Source organism: Moorena sp. SIO3H5 (assembly GCF_010692395.1).
Classification (GTDB): Bacteria; Cyanobacteriota; Cyanobacteriia; order Cyanobacteriales; family Coleofasciculaceae; genus Moorena.
This window is the reverse complement of record NZ_JAAHHS010000634.1, coordinates 1-2,951: the sequence shown is the minus strand read 5'-3', so window position 1 is coordinate 2,951 and position 2,951 is coordinate 1. Positions and strand designations below refer to the sequence as shown.

The following is a 2,951-nucleotide window of genomic DNA, read 5'->3' as shown; positions in this document are numbered from 1 at the left end:
TCTGGACTCATGTTGCCAGTCTGATTTTGGGTCAGCATGGTTCTCCCGTGCAGGGGATTGCCCCGAACTGCCAGGGGTTAGTCATACCTGTGTTCGCCGATGAAGGTCGCCGCCTCTCCCAATTGGATTTGTCTCGTGCCATTGAACAGGCCGTTAATGCCGGAGCGCATATTATCAATATCAGCGGCGGACAACTGACTGACTATGGTGAAGCAGAGGACTGGCTCCAACAGGCTGTTCGTCTGTGCCGAGACAATAATGTATTAATTGTTGCGGCTGCGGGCAATGACGGGTGTGAGTGTTTACACGTTCCCGCTGCCCTTCCGGCTGTCCTAGCAGTTGGAGCCACGGATGGCCAGGGACAACCCCTAGAACTCAGTAATTGGGGTCAAACCTATCAAAACCAAGGGATTCTGGCTCCGGGAGAGAATATTCTGGGAGCTAAACCCGGAGGTGGTACAGTCAGACTCAGTGGCACCAGCTTTGCCACCCCCATTATCAGTGGAGTTGCGGCACTTTTGCTGAGTCTGCAACGGCAACGGGGTGAAGAACCTGACCCCCAAAAAGTTCGTACTGCCTTGCTAAAAACAGCCCTACCCTGTAACCTACCAGAAAACGATCAGCGTCCTCGTTGTTTGGTGGGAGAGGTTAATGTTGCTGGGGCGTTTACTGATTTAACAGGAGAAACCATGTCTGAATCTGAAGAACTCTCAACCGTTGAAGCATCAGGCTGTGGCTGTGACGGAACACTCTTAACCAGCCCCCAAGTAGCACTGAATGCTGAGGTAACTTCAGCCGTTGATCCCACAGAAGCTAAACCTGCCGTTGCGGCCTCCTCAACTGAGACAGCGGTAGCCCCTGCCCAACCGACTGAGGTTGCTGTTATTGCTTCTGAACCTCACTCTACACAAGCCCCGGTCACCGCGACTTCTGTATCCACATCAAATCACCAGATCTCTGCAATGTCCAACACTACTGCAAATGCAATTACCCCCAGCCAGCCCGTTCAAGCCAGTGGTGGCGATATAATTTATGTGATCGGAACCCTCGGTTACGACTTTGGAGGCGAAGCAAGGCGCGACTCTTTCAAACAGTTGATGCCACCTTATCAGATTGAAGGGACTCAGGTACCAGCAAATCCCTATGATGCCCGTCAGATGGTGGACTATCTGCAGGCAAATCTCTCGGAAGCCAAGTCCTTAATTTGGACGCTGAATATGGAGTTGACTCCGATTTACGCCCTCGAACCTTCGGGCTCCTTTGCCAGAGATGTCTATGCTGCATTTCAGGAATTGCTCTCTGGGGAAGTACAAGCAGAAAATTCTGAGGAATACATTGAACGGGTCAGTATCCCTGGACGCTTAACGGGAAGAACGGTAAAACTGTTCTCTGGGCAAGTTGTTCCAGTGGTTGAACCGGTAAGTCCTCGTGGCATCTACGGTTGGAGAGTGAATACCATGGTTGCTTCTGCTTTGGAAGCCGTGCGGGGTCAACAGGCAGAGGCAGATGATGAGCAAATGCGGAGAAGCCTCAGCAGTTTCCTCAACCGGGTTTACTATGATCTCCGTAACTTAGGACAAACGTCTCAAGACCGAGCCCTGAATTTTGCGGCAACAAACGCTTTCCAAGCAGCTCAAGCGTTCTCTGAAGCAGTAGCAGCGGGAATGGAATTAGATAGTATTGTAGTTCAGCGCAGTCCTTTCTGTCGGATGGATAGTGATTGTTGGGATGTGCAGTTAAAATTCTTTGACCCAGAAAACAACCGTCGAGCTAAGAAAGTCTTCCGCTTTACCATTGATGTTAGTGATTTAATTCCTGTGACTTTAGGCGAAGTTCGCTCTTGGTCTTCTCCTTATTAAAGGCCTATGAAACCGAGATAAGGAAATTTTTTGATTTCCTTATCTATAACTTAGGGAACAGGGAACAGGGAACAGGGAACAGGGAATAGAGAATCGGGAATCGGGAATCGGGAATCGGGAGCAGGGAATAATAATTAACGCAAACGGTATGATAAAAATACTAATGCTGCGTTGATATCTTACACCAGTACAGAAAAACTTAATAACAGAAGTGATAAAAATCAATTTCATTACTGAAAGCCATGCAGTCAGCCAAAGCGGGTTTACCCCAATCGCGCTTTGGATCAAGAAAGAGTAATCTTTTATCACTGTTCCCTGTTCCCCGTTCCCTGTTCCCTACTTTTACAGATAAATTTTAAACTTGCTTCAAGATCTCAGATCAAAACTGATCGGTTTCTCGTGGTCCGCTAGCACCGCCTTGATTAAGGAATAAGTTACCGGTGGCATCGTTTTGATAGATACAGCGAATTTCTGGTGTACCTTCAAGCACACCAGTGAAACCAAAAGTATTCATCCGATTTTTGCATTCTCGTACCTGTTCCGATGAGATCAGTCTCCTCTGTTCGAGAATTGACCAGTTATTCCGACGTAAAACACACCCAGGTCGCATCTTGGGCTGGGTCACATACACATTAAAGGGATTGAGAGTCACGAAAACTTGCATATCTGTCACCATCGCACTGGCACCATACTGAATACAAAGCTCTGGGTTTGGTGCGCTGCGGTCAATCACTTCACGGGAGGCAACGTTTTCTGGGTTGAGAGTGGCACCAGAGCTAAAAGCAATACCAACTCCCAGTCCCAAGACAAAAACCCCACCAAGAATCGCTAAGGTTGTGTAATTAATTTCAGGTATCCCATTAGAACTGTTGGATTCACGTTTCATTGGATTGAATTAACGTAATTAACGTTTAGTATTTTCTGGGTCAAGATTTCCTGGGAGTAGTTGCTACTTGCCCCCTTCTTTCAGTATGCCAGGTACGCCAAGATTAATCCGGAGCTGGGGAGTTGGGGAGCTGGGGCGATGGGGAGTTGGGGAGCTGGGGAGATGGGGAGATGGGGAGTTGGGGAGCTGGGGAGATGGGGAGATGG

At 48.5% G+C, this 2,951-nt stretch carries 3 protein-coding genes; 1 reads left to right on the top strand and 2 read right to left on the bottom strand.

The genetic code is table 11. The annotated features are described in order from the left end of the window. A partial coding sequence (locus tag F6K52_RS34760) for a PatA/PatG family cyanobactin maturation protease (RefSeq protein WP_293089527.1) occupies positions 1 to 1,859 on the top strand: 1,859 nt, incomplete at its 5' end. A 39-nt stretch (positions 1,860 to 1,898) separates the two neighbouring features. On the opposite strand, the gene F6K52_RS34755 is transcribed toward F6K52_RS34760, so the two are convergent. Continuing rightward, entirely contained in the window at positions 1,899 to 2,090 is a 192-nt protein-coding gene (locus F6K52_RS34755; protein ID WP_293089526.1) for a hypothetical protein, read from the bottom strand. A gap of 148 nt (positions 2,091 to 2,238) precedes the next feature. Continuing rightward, positions 2,239 to 2,745, bottom strand: coding sequence for a DUF3172 domain-containing protein (locus F6K52_RS34750; RefSeq protein ID WP_070393607.1), 507 nt, complete (start codon positions 2,743 to 2,745; stop codon positions 2,239 to 2,241). Positions 2,746 to 2,951: the final 206 nt, after the last annotated feature.

What these genes read in the sequence shown, in the direction of transcription:
- F6K52_RS34755 (WP_293089526.1), bottom strand. Translation starts at nt 2,090, where the DNA reads ATGAAATTGATTTTTATCACTTCTGTTATTAAGTTTTTCTGTACTGGT.
- F6K52_RS34750 (WP_070393607.1), bottom strand. Translation starts at nt 2,745, where the DNA reads ATGAAACGTGAATCCAACAGTTCTAATGGGATACCTGAAATTAATTAC.